Origin of the sequence: Streptococcus sp. 29887 (assembly GCF_032595075.1) — a bacterium.
GTDB lineage: Bacteria > Bacillota > Bacilli > Lactobacillales > Streptococcaceae > Streptococcus > Streptococcus iners.
The window spans coordinates 2228846-2246709 of sequence record NZ_CP118735.1; the positions used below are offsets into that span (position 1 = coordinate 2228846).

Annotated in this window: 17 protein-coding genes; 4 read left to right on the forward strand and 13 right to left on the reverse strand. The window is 43.8% G+C overall.

Annotation, left to right across the window (positions count from 1 at the left end; translation table 11 throughout):
* Window positions 1-104 precede the first annotated feature (104 nt).
* The 5 genes from PW252_RS10805 to argR form a co-directional block, all read right to left on the reverse strand.
* Window positions 105-278, reverse strand: coding sequence for a hypothetical protein (locus PW252_RS10805; protein ID WP_029179621.1), 174 nt, complete (start codon window positions 276-278; stop codon window positions 105-107).
* Window positions 279-311: 33 nt separating this feature from the next.
* Window positions 312-752, reverse strand: coding sequence for a DUF3021 domain-containing protein (locus PW252_RS10810; protein WP_248049211.1), 441 nt, complete (start codon window positions 750-752; stop codon window positions 312-314).
* Entirely contained in the window at window positions 749-1192 is a 444-nt protein-coding gene (locus tag PW252_RS10815; RefSeq protein WP_248049210.1) for a LytTR family DNA-binding domain-containing protein, read from the reverse strand. The genes PW252_RS10810 and PW252_RS10815 overlap by 4 nt, the downstream gene beginning before the upstream one ends.
* A gap of 285 nt (window positions 1193-1477) precedes the next feature.
* Window positions 1478-4018: a DNA mismatch repair protein MutS gene (mutS, locus tag PW252_RS10820; protein ID WP_248049209.1), complete on the reverse strand. Its 2541-nt coding sequence runs from the start codon at window positions 4016-4018 to the stop codon at window positions 1478-1480.
* Window positions 4019-4032: 14 nt separating this feature from the next.
* A complete protein-coding gene (gene argR / locus PW252_RS10825; RefSeq protein WP_248049306.1) occupies window positions 4033-4473 on the reverse strand; it encodes an arginine repressor in 441 nt (146 codons plus the stop codon).
* A gap of 106 nt (window positions 4474-4579) precedes the next feature.
* Here argR and argS point away from each other — a divergent pair, with 106 nt between their 5' ends.
* Window positions 4580-6268 (forward strand): arginine--tRNA ligase, encoded by a 1689-nt coding sequence (argS, locus tag PW252_RS10830; RefSeq protein ID WP_248049208.1) that lies wholly within the window; start codon window positions 4580-4582, stop codon window positions 6266-6268.
* Window positions 6269-6408: 140 nt separating this feature from the next.
* Window positions 6409-8217 carry an SH3 domain-containing protein gene (locus PW252_RS10835; RefSeq protein ID WP_248049207.1) on the forward strand — a complete coding sequence of 603 codons (1809 nt, stop codon included), beginning with the start codon at window positions 6409-6411 and terminating at the stop codon, window positions 8215-8217.
* A gap of 50 nt (window positions 8218-8267) precedes the next feature.
* On the opposite strand, the gene PW252_RS10840 is transcribed toward PW252_RS10835, so the two are convergent.
* The gene (locus tag PW252_RS10840) at window positions 8268-8789 is read right to left on the reverse strand and encodes an ABC transporter permease (protein ID WP_248049206.1); all 522 of its coding nucleotides are present in this window, start codon (window positions 8787-8789) and stop codon (window positions 8268-8270) included.
* A gap of 128 nt (window positions 8790-8917) precedes the next feature.
* On the opposite strand from PW252_RS10840, the gene PW252_RS10845 reads away from it, so the two are divergent.
* Complete coding sequence (locus PW252_RS10845; protein WP_172080962.1) at window positions 8918-9112, forward strand: hypothetical protein; 195 nt, start codon at window positions 8918-8920, stop codon at window positions 9110-9112.
* Between the two features lie 39 nt (window positions 9113-9151).
* Here the strand turns inward: PW252_RS10845 and PW252_RS10850 are convergent, their stop codons facing one another.
* The 7 genes from PW252_RS10850 to malQ form a co-directional block, all read right to left on the reverse strand.
* Window positions 9152-9451, reverse strand: a complete 300-nt coding sequence (locus tag PW252_RS10850; protein ID WP_044777204.1) for a hypothetical protein — start codon at window positions 9449-9451, stop codon at window positions 9152-9154.
* A complete protein-coding gene (locus tag PW252_RS10855; protein ID WP_248049205.1) occupies window positions 9444-10085 on the reverse strand; it encodes an ABC transporter ATP-binding protein in 642 nt (213 codons plus the stop codon). The genes PW252_RS10850 and PW252_RS10855 overlap by 8 nt, the downstream gene beginning before the upstream one ends.
* 1 nt (window position 10086) lies before the next feature.
* Window positions 10087-12117 (reverse strand): bacteriocin-associated integral membrane family protein, encoded by a 2031-nt coding sequence (locus PW252_RS10860; RefSeq protein ID WP_248049204.1) that lies wholly within the window; start codon window positions 12115-12117, stop codon window positions 10087-10089.
* A gap of 61 nt (window positions 12118-12178) precedes the next feature.
* The gene (locus PW252_RS10865; protein ID WP_172097854.1) at window positions 12179-12472 is read right to left on the reverse strand and encodes a lactococcin 972 family bacteriocin; all 294 of its coding nucleotides are present in this window, start codon (window positions 12470-12472) and stop codon (window positions 12179-12181) included.
* Window positions 12473-12824: 352 nt separating this feature from the next.
* Window positions 12825-13736, reverse strand: a complete 912-nt coding sequence (locus tag PW252_RS10870) for a helix-turn-helix domain-containing protein (RefSeq protein WP_248049203.1) — start codon at window positions 13734-13736, stop codon at window positions 12825-12827.
* 13 nt (window positions 13737-13749) lie between these two features.
* Window positions 13750-14649 (reverse strand): helix-turn-helix domain-containing protein, encoded by a 900-nt coding sequence (locus PW252_RS10875; protein ID WP_248049199.1) that lies wholly within the window; start codon window positions 14647-14649, stop codon window positions 13750-13752.
* A 79-nt stretch (window positions 14650-14728) separates the two neighbouring features.
* The gene (malQ, locus tag PW252_RS10880) at window positions 14729-16267 is read right to left on the reverse strand and encodes a 4-alpha-glucanotransferase (RefSeq protein ID WP_248049197.1); all 1539 of its coding nucleotides are present in this window, start codon (window positions 16265-16267) and stop codon (window positions 14729-14731) included.
* Window positions 16268-16583: 316 nt separating this feature from the next.
* Between malQ and PW252_RS10885 the strand changes: the two genes are divergently transcribed.
* Window positions 16584-17840, forward strand: a complete 1257-nt coding sequence (locus tag PW252_RS10885) for an extracellular solute-binding protein (protein WP_248049195.1) — start codon at window positions 16584-16586, stop codon at window positions 17838-17840.
* The last annotated feature ends 24 nt before the right edge of the window (window positions 17841-17864 follow it).

Here is a 17864-nt window from a genome sequence, read left to right on the forward strand (position 1 = left end):
CATTTCACAAATCAAAAATCAATATCTTGTGTCAAAAAATATAAAAATGACAAATTTGCACTAAATATAGACTTCGTTTCTGAAAAACAAATGAAAACAAGAGCCTAATCTGACTCTTGTTTTCTGGTCCATAAGAAGTACAAATTGATGGCACAGGCCACTAAAATCACAGCAGGCCAAAGCAAGTTGATGACAGGAATTCTGCCAACATTCACCGCAAGAAAGAGGATATTCCACACCACTCCCAAGCTATAGACAATCGTCAAAATAATTTTCATAAAACACTCCAACAAAATGATAGTGCTATTATACTACAAACGACCGTTGATGTCCTTGATTTGCCGCTCCATTTTCCGATGGTTTAGGAAAAAGAGAGAAGCGTAGATCAAGACAAAGATAAACCAGAAAAAGAGAAGAGCCCCAAGTTTCACAGGAAACCAACCAGCCAAGACACCCAGCGGTGTGAAGCCTAAAACAGTGATGCCAAAATGCGTTGCCGTCATTCGTAGAAGGCTCCAGTCCTGTTCAAAAATTTTGTCTGCCAGCTGAAATAAGATACCGATTGCCGCCCAAATGGCTACACAAATCAACATGACGGTAGGCTGATTAAAATGCTCTACATAGTAAGCCCCCATGGTTGAAAAGGGATTGAGAGGAAAATAGGTTCCCTGTCCGAAGACGGCTGATGTGATAATGGAGATAATGGTTCCGATGGCAATGCCTAAACTGGCTGATAAGATGTATTTTTTCATAGTCCTAACCTTTCTTTGATAACTTTTAGATAGCGACGGGATGAGTAGGTGACCGAGCCATTCTTCATGACCAGTTTGACCAGACCGTTGGCAGTCAGTTTGAGGTGGTCCAGTTGCTTGATGTGAATGATTTCCGACTGGGAGATTTGTAAGAAGTTTGCCGGCAAGTCCTCCTTAACCTGATACAAGCGTAGGTTGGAAGTATAGACATTTTCTACGGTTTCCACTTGCAAGAGCCTATCTTCTAGATATAGCCTGACAATCTCATCATGTTCCACAAGATAAACCTGCTCTCCTTTTTTGACTGTCAGCCTAGATGTCTGCTTGTCTAAGTTTTGAATATAGGTCATCAAGTGACTAACCTGCTCAGACATAGCCTGTGCTTCAATAGTCACCAAATCTTCCAAAATTTCTGGTGAAATAGCTAATTTTACTTTCATCTTCTCTCCTTTCTCTTTCTGACCCTATTAAACACCATTTCTTTACTGGTTTCAAGGGCTTTTTACTATGTGGTCATTTTCCAGCACTAAACGGCAAAAAAGGGAGTGGGACAAAAATCGGTAACCCGCAGGGTTCGATGAGTCGTTAGCCCACCCCCGCACAGTTGAGTAGGGCTGTAAAAGCTGATAAAATCAGCTAATTAGAGCCCACTCAACCACTGCGTCAAGTTTAACTATTGAAAAAACAAGGAGGCCAGGACTTTTGTCCAAGCCTCTTCAATCATCTTATAATTTCTTCTTCAACTCCGCCACTGCCATCATGACTTCCATAGGGGTCATATTGTAGATGTCCAGTTTTGCCAGTTCATCGAGGACTGGGTGAGAAGGCGTGTCTGCGAAGAGGTCAAGTTGACCTGACGGCTCTTCCACAACTGTCGGAGCTGGGTTAGCTGGTGCAGTAGGGGCTTGATTTTCAAGCGTCTGCAAAATCCTATCCGCCCGCTCTAGTAACTCCTCTGGCATTCCCGCAATCTTAGCCACATGAATTCCGTAGGACTTGTCGGCTGGGCCTTGGGCAATCTTGTGGAGGAAGATCACTTGGCCGTCCTCCTCCCAGGTCGATACATGAACATTTTCAAGTCCTGACAGGGTCTGGCTGAGCTCGGTCAGCTCGTGGTAGTGGGTGGCAAAGAGGGTTTTGGCACCAATCTTGTCGTGGATGTACTCGATGATAGACTGGGCTAGCGCCATGCCGTCGTAGGTGGCTGTCCCCCGCCCCAGCTCATCAAAGAGAATGAGCGACTGGTCTGTCGCCAGACGGACTGCCTTGTTGGCCTCCATCATCTCCACCATAAAGGTCGATTGACCGCTGACCAGGTCATCTGCCGCCCCGATACGGGTGAAAATAGCATCAAAGACTGGTAGAGTTGCCTGATCTGCTGGTACATAGGAACCCATCTGCGCCAGAATGACGATGACCGCCAGCTGACGCATGTAGGTCGATTTACCACTCATATTAGGTCCTGTAATCAGCTGCATGGTCGTCGCCTGGTCCAACTGAATGGAGTTGGGAATATAGGTCTGCTTGCCCATGACCTTCTCCACCACCGCGTGACGACCACGCTCAATGTCCAACAGCTTATCCGCATTGAAACTTGGGCAGACCCAGTGCTGCTGCTCCGCCACAACTGCAAAGGCCTGCAAGACATCGATGGTTGCAATGGTCCGAGCCAACTTCTGCAAGCGACTGATATATTTTTCAACCTCTTGGCGAATCCGCATGAAAATCTCGTACTCCAAGTTAGACGACTTATCACGCGCTTCCAACATCTGCCCTTCGATTTTAGCCAACTCCTCCGTCCCATAGCGCTCCGAGTTTTTCAAGGTCGCCTTGCGGAAGAAATGGTCAGGCACATTGCCCAGATTAGAATTGGTCACATGGAAGTAGTACCCGTCTTTTTTATTGTAATCAATCTTGAGATTGTTGATACCAGACGCTTCACGCTCCTTGGCCTCAATCTCCGCAATCCAGCCCGCCCCCTCACGCATGACCAGACGGTACTGATCCAGCGTTTCGTCAAAGCCCGTACGGATGATATTTCCATCTGTAATAGCCCCTTGGGCTTCTGGGTCAATAGCAGAGCTGATAAGGGCGTGTAGTTCTGGGATTGGATCCAGACCTGCCACCAAGCTAGTCAAGGCAGGCTGGTCCATTTGTAGCAAGATATTCTTGATAGCAGGGACATTTCCAAGGGTCTGGGAGAGCTGCAAGAGGTCCTTGGGCATGGTTTTTCCGAAAGACACCCGACTGGCCAAGCGCTCGATGTCATAGACACCTTTTAGAGCCTCCACCAAATCGCTCCGCTCAAAGAAGTAATCCAGAAAAACCTGCACCACAGCCTGCCTGCTTTCAATCCTCTTGAGGTCAATCAGTGGTCTGTCAATCCAAGCCCGCAAGAGCCGCATGCCCATAGCTGTCTTGGTTTCGTCTAACAACCAGTACAAACTACCGTGCTTCTTGCCTGTCCGTCCATTTTCAAGTAAGTCCAAACTGGACTTGGTAGCATAGTCCATTTGCAGATAGTCCTTGATTTCATAGTGGACCACCTTTTGCAAGTGGCTCAAGTCCCGCATCTGTGTCCGATGTAGGTAGCTGAGCAGTTTGCCAGCCGCAGCCTTTTCCAAGTCTGTCAGGGAGTTGTCAATCAGCTGGACATCTTCCGTCACCTCATCCTCAAAAGAGAGTAGGAGGTTCATCTGGTTCGAAAAGACCTGCTCCTCTTCCTCAGACAGAGCATAGCCAATGACCAATTCCCGCGCCCGCAAGTTACGGATTTCACCGCAAAGACTGGTAAAATCATCCAAACTAGTCACAAAAAACTGACCGGTTGACACATCCATATAAGAAAGTGCGAACTGCACTCCCTGATGGTCAATGGTGACCAGGTAGTTGCTGTCAGCTCCCATTTTAGAGGAATCCGTAACTGTACCAGGGGTGATGACCTGCACTACTTCCCGCTTGACCACACCGACTGCCTGCTTGGGATCCTCCATCTGCTCAGCAATGGCTACCTTGTGCCCCAACTCAACAAGGGTATCAATATACTGCTGGGCTGCATGATAGGGAACACCTGCCATAGGAATGGGATTTTCCGCATTTTTATTCCGACTGGTCAAGGATAGTTCCAAAATCTGTGCAGCCTCTACTGCATCCTCGTAAAACAATTCATAAAAGTCACCCATGCGAAAGAGCAAAAAAGCATCTGGATAGTTTGCTTTGATATCCAGATACTGCTGCATGCCTGGAGAAATTTTCTCTACTGCCATTCTTCCTCTCAATTCTACTCCAAATAATGATTGATCTCAGCTTCGACCTGCTGGGCTGCCTCTTCATCACGACAGATAACCAACAGCGTATCTGCACCAGCCAAGGTTCCCAAAATAGACGACGGCTTCTCTGCATCAATAATATTAGCCATCAAGGCCGCTTCACCCAAGTCAGAATGAAGAACCAAAATAAAACTCGCCCGCTCAACCTTATAAGCATATTGGGCCAATAATTCAACGAAATTCACTCCCTCTTCTTCAATCGCTAGAGAATAGAAGGAACGACCATTCTCATGAATTTTGATGACACCCAATTCACGCAAATCACGAGACAAGGTTGTCTGAGTTACAATAATCCCCTGACCCTCAAGCCTTTTCTGAATATCCGTTTGGCGTCCAATCTTCTCCTGATGAATCATGTTTTTTATCAATTCATGTCGCCCTGCTTTATTCATCATCTTACCTCAGAATGTATATTTATAAAAATATTATAACACTTTTCACCGCTATTGGCCTAGAAATGTGATAAAATAGAATCAATAACTTTGGAGGAAATCCTATATGAATCAAAAACAAGTGATTGCAGAAAGACTAGCTGCCATCCTTCCGAGTTTGGAAGTAGAAGCTATCTACAATCTGCTAGAAAAACCGAAATCATCAGAAATGGGTGACATCGCCTTCCCTGCCTTCTCACTTGCCAAAGTAGAACGAAAGGCTCCACAGGCTATCGCCGCAGACATCGTTGAAAAACTAGACACTACTGGCTTTGAAAAGGTTGTAGCTACCGGCCCTTACGTCAACTTCTTCTTGGACAAGGCTGCTATCTCCCACCAAGTCTTGACAGATGTTATTACTGAAAAAGACCAATACGGTAAACTCAACATCGGTCAAGGACGCAATGTAACCATCGACATGTCTAGCCCAAACATTGCTAAACCATTCTCAGTTGGACATTTGCGTTCAACCGTTATCGGTGATGCCCTTGCTAACATCCACGAAAAGCTTGGCTACAAACCTATCCGCATCAACCACTTGGGTGACTGGGGTAAACAATTTGGTATGTTGATTGTTGCCTACAAACTTTGGGGTGACAAGGCTGCGGTCGAAGCTGACCCAATCTCAGAACTTCTTAAACTCTATGTCCGTATCAACGCTGAAGCGGAAGAAAAGCCTGAGTTGGACGAAGAAGCACGTCAATGGTTCAAAAAATTGGAAGATGGCGACCCAGAAGCGCATGAATTGTGGCAATGGTTCCGTGATGAGAGCTTGGTCGAATTTAACCGCATCTACGACAAACTTGATGTAACATTCGACAGCTATAACGGCGAAGCCTTCTACAACGATAAGATGGACGAAGGTATCCAAATCTTAGAAGAAAAAGGACTTCTTCAAGAGTCTAAAGGTGCCAAAATCGTTGACCTTGAAAGCTACAATCTTCCACCAGCCCTTATCATGAAGACAGATGGCGCTACCCTCTACATCACGCGCGATATGGCAACAGCTATGTACCGCAAGCGCACCTATGACTTCGTGAAAAGCATCTATGTCGTTGGTCAGGAGCAAATCAACCACTTCAAGCAACTCAAGGCCGTTTTGAAGGAAATGGATTTCGACTGGAGCGACGATATGACCCATATCACCTTCGGTCTGGTTACCAAGGACAAGAAAAAGCTCTCTACTCGTAAAGGAAACATCATCCTGCTCGAGCCAACACTTGACGAAGCTATTTCACGCGCCCTTACTCAAATCGAAGCTAAAAACCCTGACCTTGAAAACAAGGAAGAAGTGGCGCACGCAGTTGGTGTCGGCGCTGTTAAGTTCTACGACCTCAAAACCGACCGTGACAACGGCTACGACTTCGACTTGGAAGCTATGGTTTCCTTCGAGGGTGAAACGGGTCCTTATGTACAATACGCATACGCCCGCATCCAGTCTATCCTACGCAAGGCAAACTTTGTACCAAACGCAGAAAATGACTACAAACTAGCTGACGCAGAAAGCTGGGAAATCATCAAGCACATCCAAAACTTCTCAAATCTTGTAGAACGTGCCGGTGATAAATTTGACCCATCACTTATCGCCAAATACGCTATCAACCTAGCTCAAGCCTTCAACAAATACTACGCCCACACGCGTATCTTGGATGAAAGCCCAGAGCGTGACAGCCGCTTGGCACTTGCCTACGCAACTGGTGTCGTCCTAAAAGAAGCCCTTCGTCTTCTTGGCGTAAAAGCTCCAGAGAAAATGTAATACTAAACTATCCTCAATCCTATTGGTTGAGGATTTTTTATCATCAGCGACAAAAAAATTCTCAAAAATTATCAGACAAGTGCGAATAGATGTAGCGAGGGGGAATAACCCCCTACAAAAAAATCATCAAAGGAGTCTGAATGACAAAAACATCACTTACAGCAAACCAACCACGCTTTTCTATCCGCACTTATTCTCTCGGTGCCGCTTCTGTCCTACTAGCCTATGCCTGTCTAGCAGCTGGACCAGTAGCCCATGCCAACACAGACACAAACACCAATACAAGTACAAACTTAAGGACCGTCCAGACCTCAACAAGTAGTTCTACAGGACAGGAAATACCTACACAAATCACTCAGCCAACTACCCCACAAACAGGAACTGAACAAACAACCACAAGCACTACAACTAGCCCAAGCAACTCTGGGCAAACCGGCCAAACTTCTCAGGAAAAGATTAAAACAGGAACAAGCATATCAGCCGATCAACAAACACAGCTGACTATTCCCGAAACTAATCAAGCTAAGACAGCAAGTTCCCAAACAAGTTCCCCACAAACAACACCTACAACTAGGGACAACCAGACACAGACTACTCCAACAAGCAGTAGCCATCCCCGGACAAGTACGCCATCAACAAGTAGCTCTGCCATTTCCCAAAAAACAAACACCCAAACACAAACCAACACCACCAGAACTCGACCGACTACCCAAACTCGTACTGCCAGCACACGTTCCAGCTCCACCAGTGCCTTGGGGGATGATTATCCTTATACAGCGGTGGACGCTATTGACCCCTGGAGGCTCTACACCCGTCAATGTACTTCTTTTGTAGCCTTTCGCCTCAGTAAAGTCAACGGTTTTGAAATCCCACCAGCTTACGGTAATGCAGATGCTTGGGGACATAGAGCTCGACGAGAGGGTTACCGAGTGGATATGAACCCTGCCATAGGAGCAGTGGCTTGGTGGACCTCTCCTATGCACGTTGCCTGGGTATCTAGCATCCAAGGTGACATGGTCGAAATTGAAGAATACAACTACGGTGCTCGCTATACCTACGGTCGTCGAATGATCCATAAGAACTCTGTCAGTGGCTATATTCACTTCAAGGACCTAGCTGGCTCGCCTGTCAGTCAGACCAGTCCTGCAGCTACTCAGACGCACACATCTAGCTTAGCAAACAGCGGTACCTATACCTTTACCCAGCAAGCACCAATCAAGGCTCAAGCCAAGCAATCTAGTACAACCTTAGATTACTATTATGCTGGCGAAAGCGTTCGCTACGACAGGGTTCTAACAGCTGACGGCTACCAGTGGCTTAGCTACCTCAGCTACAGTGGACAAAGACGCTACATTCCTATCAAACAAGTACAGTCCTCCCCTGCACCACAGCAGCCAATTGTATCAACTCCTACAAAACCTCAAGGAACAATCCACATTACAAATATCAATCAAGCAGAGGGTAGTTTTGAAGTTATCATCACCAATGTAAAATCTCCCAAAACTATCAAATCAGTATCTATTCCAATTTGGTCAGATAATAATGGGCAAGATGATATCATCTGGTATCCTGCTCAGCGACAAAACGATGGCAGCTACAAGGTAAATGTTCAAGCAAGTAAACATAAAAATGACCGAGGACTCTACCACATCCATGTCTATTACACAGATTCCTCAAACAAACTCGAATTCATTACTGGAACTACAACTCAACTAACAGCAATATCTCAACAAACCAATCAAACAAACAGTAATTTACCAGCATCGGGTACCTATTATTTCAAGAGCAAAACCATTGTCCGCAATCGCCCTAGCCAGTCCGCAAGTGAAATCACCTACTACGGTGCTGGTTCTTCTGTCCGCTATGACCGGGTTGTCACAGCCGAAGGCCGTCAATGGATTAGCTATGTCAGCTTTTCTGGAGCCCGTCGCTACATTGCCATTCCATAAAAACAAAAGAAACTGCAGGGGCACTATGCACCATGCAGTTTTTTGGATTTTTAAATATCGGTAGAATTGATAGCTGTACTTGGTTTCTCTTTTGGCTTACGCAGATGGAAGAAAATGGTCACACCAAAGTAAATGGCAAATAGGACAATGTTGAGGATGTAAGCCCATAGCATACCTGCTGCTGTCACATCACGCAAGCCTGCATCTGAGTAGAGGTTGGCAATCCCTTTACTTGCTAGGTAGTTATAGGTATTCAGCAACAAGGTTGAAAATAGATAGCCAATGTAAAGATAGGAAGCCAACTCATTTTTCTTCATGAATAGGAAAACAATGACCGCAATCAATAGACCAAACAGGACTAGGGCTGCAATCTTTTGAAGAATACTATTCTGAAGATTGGCTGTTTCGCGCGAAACAAGAATTAACTCTTCCACATCAATCCCAACAGCTCCCTGCATAGCTGTGCGAAGTTGCTCCTCGTTAAATGTCTTAACAAAGGCACTGAACAGCCTTAAAATACTGGCAATACTGGACAGTATCACAAAAATATACAGATGAATTGGTCTTTTCATATAAACACCTCCTAATTTTAGTCTTATTCTACTCCAAAAAACATGCTTTGTCAATGTGATTTTGTGAATAAGTTGAGATGTATATATTAAAATGCTATAATAAAGGAAAATAGCAAGGAGGAAAAGTGATGAAACATTTCAAAAAATACTACTGGCAATACTGTTTCCTGTATCTGCTCTTCTATCAATTTGCAAAATTACTCTTCCCTGACCTCACTGATATCCTAGCGGCTATCGGTTTTTGGAGCCTTGTTGCCTCCCTGCTCTACACCATCTACTACTGGATTTCCTACTGGCTCTATGTCCGTAAACAGAAGAAATAAAAACAATCTCCTCTAAGTTCAACCTAGAGGAGATGATTTTTATTTAGAAGCAAGATTTTGGAAAAAGTCAAATTGGCGGTAGGTCAGATTTTCCGGTAAGGTCAAATCCACATCGTCTTCCACATCTGCCACGGTTAATTCGACATCCAAGGGCAAATCCTTCAGTCTATAACGTCTGATTACGCGCCCCTCCGCACTGACAAAGTCCAGCAAGTAACCATTTACCCGAACTTGATACAACATCAACTTATCCGTTAAATTTTCAATGACCAACATATCCATCTTTCTACGTCCGATCGTATATTCCGGAACTCTATAGTAGTGAAATTTTTTATCCATGTCCAATCTCCTTCATATCAATTACCATATCTGCCTTTTCCCAAATAGCAGGATTGTGGGTCGCTATGACAATCACACGCTTGTCATTTTTTAATTCTGTCAAGAGCTGCATGACCTCTTCAGAATTTTTAGGATCAAGTGCAGCGGTTGGTTCATCCGCTAAAATCAAGGGAGGATTTTTTAAAATCAATTTGGCTAGGGCAACCCTCTGCGCCTCTCCACCTGATAGGGTATAGACAGGTTTATTCATATCTAAATAGCCCAGATTGACCTGTTCCATAGCCACCAACTGCCTTTGCAGGCGCTCAGCTTTTGACAGCTTCTGCCCAACAAATCCCAAGTCCAAATTCTCTCTGATGGACTGATTTTCCAACAAGCCAAAATGTTGAAACAGGTAGCCCATCTCCTGCCGAAAGAAAACCTGCGAAGATAAGGTGGACAAATCCTGCCCCTGATACATAATCCGCCCACCATCAGCAGCTTCCAGCTTGGCCAGCATATTCAACAAGGTCGTCTTGCCACTACCACTTTTACCAATCAAGGCATATATTTTCCCTTTTTCAAGTTTCATATTCAAATCCGAAAAAATCACCCGTTGTTCAAAACTCTTTTTCAATCCCTGAATCTCAATCATCTTATTGTCCTTTCAATACTGCGACATTGGCAGTTTGTTCTTTTTTATCTTGCAGTTTCAATATCACCATGGCATTGACAGCAAGCAACCCCACTGCCAAACTGCTCATAACAAGATTGCTTGTCAACCAAACTGATGCAAGCAAGCCTACTAGGAATACCCCTAGTTGTCCCAAGAGATACTGTCCATGAAGCTCACGGAAGGTCATTCCTGCCAAGCGCTTGATAAAGATTTCCCGTCTGAATTGCTCAAAATAGAGTAAGTTCATGGCATCAAAGAGCAAAATAGCCGTTGCTAAAGTCAAGACAGTGCCAATGAGTAACGAATAAAACTCTGTCCGCTTGGTGTTCAAGACACCGACAAAAGTCAAGCGATGATTGACCAGATATGACACCCAGTTATACACACCTTGTTCCTTCATGGCTTCAATCGTAGCCTGATAATCCTTAAACTTCATCCCCACATCAACACTGGTTCCCCAGAACATATCTGAAATCGGTGTTGCACCTGTGGACTCGGGAGTCAAGACAACTATAATCGGATCTGTCAGATACTGAAGCTGGCTACGCTCACCATCATTATAGAGGAAGCGCTGGTGACCGCTATCTGTATAGGCCAGACTGACCTTGGTTTCAAATAACTGCTGGCTACTTATTTCCAAGCTTTCACGAGAAAATCCTTCTAATTCTGCCTGAAACATCTCCTCTACTTGCTTCGCTTGATGTCGCAAGCTCTCTGGCAAAATCAAGCCATATTCCCCTAAAGTCAAGTGATTCATCTTCTCCAAGAATGCGGTGTCCACTGCCACCTTCTGCTCGGTCAGATATGCTGGCGTTACATAGAGGACATTGCCACGAGGGCTATAATCCGTCAGGCGATTGCCCTCTGGGTCCACCTCGCTACCAAAGAGATACTGGTCTACATTGCTTTTGACAAATAGAGCCGACCCAGCTTCTAGCTGTCCCTTGGCAAACTCCCGCCACTTTTTATTCTGCTGGGCGACTTCCTCTTCAGACATCATAGCAGAGCTGTAACTAAAAACAGATTTGTAATAGTCATCTCTCAATGCCCATTCTTCCTGTGCCTGTTCAAGCAAGCGGATTTCCTGATAGCCCTGCAATAGACGGCTAGAGCTAAAACCTACTACCAAAATAGCCAGAAGTTGCCCAACCATCATCATAGCCAACATCCGTTTGAGAGGAAGTTTTCCCTTGAGCAAATCAACCAAGCTATTTTGCCTCAACCCCAGGAAATACACTAGGCTAAGTAGGACAGAAATACTAGCAAGAGCCAGTGCATAGAGAAAAAGCCCCAGGAAAAAGACCTGCAAGATGGATAGTAAAAATCCAGCTTGAAGATAGAGAATAAGAAGTCCGATTATAGCCCCCACCGATGTAGCCATCGCAATCTGACGAATATCCTCCCATAAAGGTCGAGCCACCACCTGTAAGAAACTTTCACCTGAAATCAGACGAATTCCTGCAAATCGTAAGGTCTTAATCCGATAGATTAAGGTGAGAGCCATGAAGGTCAAGAGAAAGACAAAGAAACTCAGCATGGCTACTTCTGAAACGACTGTGGATAGGAAGATGCTAAAAAGAGAATAGCCATGATGGACCATGCCACTGTAACCCAGTGATTCCAAACTTTCTTTCAAGACTTGGTTGTCCAAATCTCCTGAAACAATCAGATAAGAACTAACCAAGTCGCTGGTTTCAGCACTTTCCTTGGAGGAAACGGTCAAACCTTCTGGAACCTGTCCGCTACCATAGATGGCATAGGTAAAACTGGTTTCCCCAGAAGCATTAGGCTCGACAATCCGTCTAGCAATCACACTCTTATGTTCATCTGCCAAATCTGTCAAGACCTCTGTCACCTGGTCACGATTGGCTGTCTGTCTATTGGTATCTTTCCCGATGACATCCACTGCCTGATAAGAACCAAACTCTACAAGACTAACCTGACCAGCCAAAGCAATCCCCAGGTAAATTGCTACCAATACGGTCGATACTAGAATAAATAAACGTTTCATCGTCTCCTCCAAAGAATTGCTTGGAAACTACAGAAAGTAGTCCCAAGCAAAATGTACTGTGTTAATAGTTGTAATAGAAAGCTGCTTTCTCTCCCCGTTTTGTACTAATCCATGCACGAGAGGTCTGTCCTGCCTGTGCATACCCTTTACTTGAGGCTCCGGTCCATCTACTTACGACAGTTGAACTATGGTAGCGACTGCTGTGATAATAGTTTGAATAGGCGCCACCATTTGCTGCTCCGTACGTCCAAACTCCACCGCCAGGATACTGTACAGCCGCTGAAGCCACTGCTGTTCCGCCAATTGTTGCTGCAAGTCCCGCGATGAGTGCAAATTTTTTAAGTGTCTTTTTCATTTTAATTTTCTCCTTTTGTTTTTCTGTTTTATTGTTTACTTTTTAGGTATAACTTCCTTTCATGGAATATAGACCTTTTCAAAAATACATCTCATTTTCTATCCTCTCTTTATCCACCAACCTGAAATATCCAAAATTTTGAAATAGCCAAACATACTTTCTTAACTCCTTTAATTTTATTTACATTATGAGTATATCTAGTTTCTACAAAATCACCAATGACAGCAATGTCATCAAAAAATACTCTTCAAACCCTAAAAAGTAATAAAGAGATAGAAAAAGACCTAAAAGACGAACAATCTCATCTTTTAGGTCTTTCAGCGATGACATTCATGTCACCGATAAATTATAGTTACAAATATTTTTTCAAATCTTCTTGCCATTGCTTTTCTAACATGGTTACCAAATGTGCATCTTCAATCATATCAGCAAATAGTTTTGCTTTTTGATAGAACCCTTCTGCCAAACTATACTTATTCTCCACAACAAGAGCATGTTTCCAATGCAACATAAGTAAAATAGGTTTCTTTTGAAAATCCTGTGTTTTCTCCATTATTTCTTGAAGACAAGCAATATAAATGTCAAAAAATTCATAAGACTCCAGCATATCCAAACAAGCCAGACCTGAAAAAATAACATTACTCAGAAGAAATAATTGCTCTGGCTGAACAAGATTGACATGCTTTATTAAACGCAATAAGAACGATTGCAACTTACCAACTTCTGATAACTGATTTTTCTTGTTTTTTATATGTGCAAATACACTGACGAAATACAGACTAATCAGTTCTAAATCCTTCAACGAAAAGACTTCTTTCTCCTCAAGTTCAGGTAAATACGTTTCTAATAAGGCTACCGCATATTCTGGATGTTGTGTACGAATAACATCCAAAATCGCTCTTGACGTTTCAACCCACACCGTTTCCTCTGGTGGTAATTGTTCACAATACAGTTCTTCTATTTCATCAAGGTATTGTTCCTTTTTATCCAACACCTCCACCTTATTATATATCGGCTCCCGCAACAACTTGTACTTGAGTTCCAAATAGCCCTGTGGCAGTTCCTTATAGTCTGGCATCAGGCTATAGGCTGGAATGCCTAAACGCTGGGAAATGTACTCTAGCTTTGGAATAGAGGGTTGCGATTGTCCACTTTCTATCCGAGCTAATTGGCGTACCGTCAACTCGGATTCATCTCCACAAAAATCTGGACGGCTCAGTCCCTTTTCTAGCCTCAGTTGCTCGATTTTTTGCCCTAAAGTCATGTCCCCCCTCCTCCTACAAATATTTTTTCAAATCTTCTTGCCACTCTTCTATCAATTTCTGCGCCAGATGGTCATTTCCGATGATTTTGGCAAAAGTTTTAGCTGATTGGAACATCGGTTCAGCAGCTGAAAAATCTTGTGTCTTTCTCAATAGTTGCTTCCAAATGAGCATCAATACAAGTGGTTTTTTCTGATAATCCTCCGTCGCTTCCATAACATCCTGCAAACACTCCAGATAGGTATCAAAATAATCATAGTGCTCAATCATTTCAAGGCAGCATAGACCTGAAAAGAGTACATCACGCACAATAAAATAATCTTCTTGACGAGTAATTTTAAACTGCTCAACAAGCCGTAACATAAATAAATCTATCTTTTGTCCGTACTGATAGATGTCCTTTCTTTCTAGCAACTGAAAGAAAAAGAGACGAATTAACAAGATTTCATTAATAGTATAGACTGTTTTAGTTTCCAAGCTCGGTAGATACTCATCTAGTATAGCACTAGCAAATTCTGGATTTCTACTACTTGTCGTATCTATCGTTGCTTGCAGAACGCTATACACTCGCTGTTCATCTAAAGGTAGCTCTTCGTAATAACGATTATAAAGGTCTTCTAACTGTAGCTCCTTTTTATCCAACACCTCCACCTTATTATATATCGGCTCCCGCAGCAACTTGTACTTGAGTTCCAGATAGCCCTGTGGCAATTCCTTATAGTCTGGCATTAGGCTATAGGCTGGAATGCCTAAACGCTGGGCAATGTACTCTAACTTAGGTATAGAGGGCTGCGATTGACCACTTTCTATCCGAGCTAATTGCCGTACCGTCAACTCGGATTCATCTCCACAAAAATCTGGACGGCTCAGCCCCTTTTCTAATCGTAAGCGTTCGATTTTTTGCCCTAAATCCATACCAGTCCCCCCACTGCACCTATTTATCCTTACCTAAACAGTATACCATATCTTGCAAGCCTTTACAAAAAACACCAGCCTAGGCTGATGTTTCTGTCTTTTCTTGTTCTTTCGCTTTGACAATGGCATTCTCACGGCGGTAGGTCACTGTCAAATCAAGCAAGTCCGCCTCAATGGCAGGCGTGAGCTGGTCAGCAGTCATCCTCCAAGTCCAGTTGCCACCAAGGGTGTTTGGCAGGTTCATACGAGCTGACCCATCCAAGCCGAGCAAGTCCTGCATGGTAGCCACAGCCATAAAGGCTGGCGAACCGAAAAGCAAACGGAACATGGCATGGCTAACCCTTTCATCCTCACGGCGATTGCTGTACTTGTCTAAGAATTCCTTGCCCTCGTCAGACAGTTCGCTCTCATACCAACCCAGAATGGTATCATTATCATGGGTGCCAGTATAGGCTACGACATTGTTGCGGTGGTTGTGCGGCATTTCAATGCTGTCACCCTCAGGGTCAAAGGCAAACTGCAAGACTTTCATGCCTGGGAAACCAGTCCTTTCACGCAATTGAATGACCTTATCTGTCACAGTTCCCAAATCTTCCGCGATAATATTCAAGTCACCCAAGTGGTACTTGATGGTTTCAAAGAGTTCGAAACCTGGTGCTTCCACACGGTAGCCATTGACCGCTGTTTCTTCCCCTGCTGGAATTTCCCAGAAAGAAGCAAAGCCGATAAAGTGGTCGATCCGTACCATGTCATAAATCTTGAAAGATTCACGCAAGCGAGCTACCCACCAAGTAAAACCATCATGTTTCATCGCTTCCCAGTCATAGATTGGATTGCCCCAGAGCTGACCGATTTCTGAAAAGGCATCAGGTGGACAACCTGCAACCACACTTGGCTTGCCTTCTTCATCCGTCTTGAAGAAGTGTGGATTGGCCCACATATCCGCAGAATCAGCTGCGATATAAATCGGCATATCCCCAACAAACTCGATCCCTTTGGCATTAGCGTAAGCCTTCAAAGCATGCCACTGGCTGAAGAACAAATACTGGGTAATGCGGTGATAATCCATCTGATCCGCCAAGAGATGACGGTAATATTCTAAAGTATCGTGGTAACGCAGACGAGCCCCCTGGTCCTCCCACTCCGTCCATGGCTTGAGGTCAAAATGCTCCTTGATCGCCATGTACTCCGCAAAGGTATGCAACCAAAAACCATTTTCCTCTGCAAAAGACCAGTAATCCTCTGGCAAGCCCTCTGCCTTTATCGCTTTCACAGCCTTCTCTAAGATTGGACGACGACCATAAAAGACCTTGGCATAATCTACTTCTGTATCCTTGTCGCCAAAGTCAATCCCAGCTAAGTCAGCCTCAGTTAACCAACCCTTTTCAATCAAGAAATCAAGGTCAATAAAGTGGGTATTTCCGGCAAAGGCAGAGAAAGATTGATAAGGTGAATCCCCGTAACTGGTTGTTCCTAGAGGTAAAATCTGCCAGTAACGTTGCTTGGTTCTTTCCAAAAAATCAACAAAATCATAGGCAGCCTGTCCCATAGAACCAATGCCGTATTGACCAGGTAGAGATGAGATGTGCATGAGCACACCACTTTGGCGTTCTTTCATAATACTTCCCTATATCTTTCTAAATAGTCTGTTAACAAACGCAAACGATTGCTTTGTCTCTATTATATAATGAAAACGGTAACAAATCAAGTCTTTTCACATATCTATCAAGAAATTTCAAACATCCTTACAAGTTTCTTCATTTATATATCCAAAAAAATTTCGCTATTTTATATTAAGCTAAAAAAATTTTTTAAATTTTTTTATAAAAACGCTTGCAAACGGATTCATAATGGTGTATAATGAATTCAACTTAGGAAAACGTTTGCGTTAGCAAGCATTTCACAATAAACCATTTATTCTTGGAGGGAAGAATATGAAACACAAACTTCTTAAGAGCGTTGCTCTTCTAGCTGCATCTACTGCTGTATTGGCTGCTTGCTCAAACTCATCATCAACTTCAAGCTCTTCTGCTGAAGCTGGTCAAGAGTTGACTATTTACGTTGATGGTCAGTACGAAGCATACATCAACGAAGCAAAAGCTGCCTTTGAAAAAGAAAATGAAGGCGTGACTGTTACCGTTAAAACTGGTGACGCTCTTACAGGTTTGGACAACTTGTCACTTGATAACCAATCAGGTTCAGCTCCAGACGTTATGATGGCTCCATACGACCGCGTAGGTAGCCTTGGTTCTGAAGGTCAACTTTCAGAAGTGAAACTCGCTGAAACAAGCAAGACAGATGAAACGACTGAAACCTTGGTAACTTCTGGTGGTAAAGTCTACGGTTCACCTGCTGTTATCGAAACACTTGTTGCTTACTACAACAAAGACCTTGTTTCTGCAGCACCAAAAACTTTTGCTGAATTGGAAGAGTTGGCTAAAGATAGCAAGTACGCATTTGCTGGTGAAGAAGGTAAAACTTCAGCCTTCCTAGCTGACTGGACAAACTTCTACTATGCATACGGACTTCTTTCTGGTTACGGTGGCTATGTATTCGGTGAAAATGGTACAGATCCAAAAGACATCGGTCTTGCTAACGATGGAGCAATCAAGGCTATCGAGTATGCTAAAACTTGGTATGAAAAATGGCCTCAAGGTCTTCAAGATGCATCTGCTGCTGGTAACTTGATCCAAACTCAATTTACTGAAGGCAAAACAGCTGTTATCATCGATGGTCCATGGAAAGCTTCTGCTTTGAAAGATGCAGGTGTCAACTACGGCGTAGCTACTATCCCTACACTTGCTGACGGCAAAGCATACTCAGCATTCGGTGGTGGTAAGGCTTGGGTTATCCCTGCAGGTTCTAAGAACCCAGACTTGGCACAAAAATTTGTTGACCACTTGACTTCAACTGAACAACAAAAAGCATTCTACGATGCTACAAACGAAGTTCCAGCTAACACTGAAGCACGTGAATATGCAGTCAGCAAGAACGATGAATTGACAACTGCCGTTATCAACCAGTTTGCTTCTGCTCAACCAATGCCAAACATCTCAGAAATGAGCACAGTTTGGGAACCAGCTGCTAACATGCTCTTCGAAGCTGTAAGTGGTAAAAAAGATCCTAAGACTGCTGCTACTGACGCTGTGAAATTGATTGAAGATACAATCGCTCAAAAATATGGCAACTAGTCATTTTTAAGTCAGACTGGGATT